The following is a 215-nucleotide window of genomic DNA, read 5'->3' as shown; positions in this document are numbered from 1 at the left end:
TCCGGCGGGCACCTCAACCCGGCCGTCACCCTCGCCCTGTGGCTGACCGGCGTCTTCCCCGGCCGAGGCGTCCTGCCCTACGTCGCCGCCCAGTTGACCGGATCCGTCGCGGGGACCGGCCTGGCCCGGCTCGTCTGGGGCCCGGTCGTCGCGGACCGCATGGCCTACGGCGCCGTCCAGCCCAGGCCGGCCTGGTCGGCCGTCGCCCTCTTCAC

At 76.7% G+C, this 215-nt stretch carries 1 protein-coding gene; it reads left to right on the top strand.

Annotation, left to right across the window (positions count from 1 at the left end):
* Positions 1–215: aquaporin (locus tag BEK98_RS47715; protein ID WP_208643457.1), on the top strand; the 215-nt coding region annotated here is incomplete at both ends.

Source organism: Streptomyces diastatochromogenes (genome assembly GCF_002242805.1).
GTDB classification, from domain to species: Bacteria; Actinomycetota; Actinomycetes; order Streptomycetales; family Streptomycetaceae; genus Streptomyces; species Streptomyces diastatochromogenes.
Note: the sequence above shows the minus strand (reverse complement) of the source record. Positions and strands in the feature narration are given on the sequence as shown.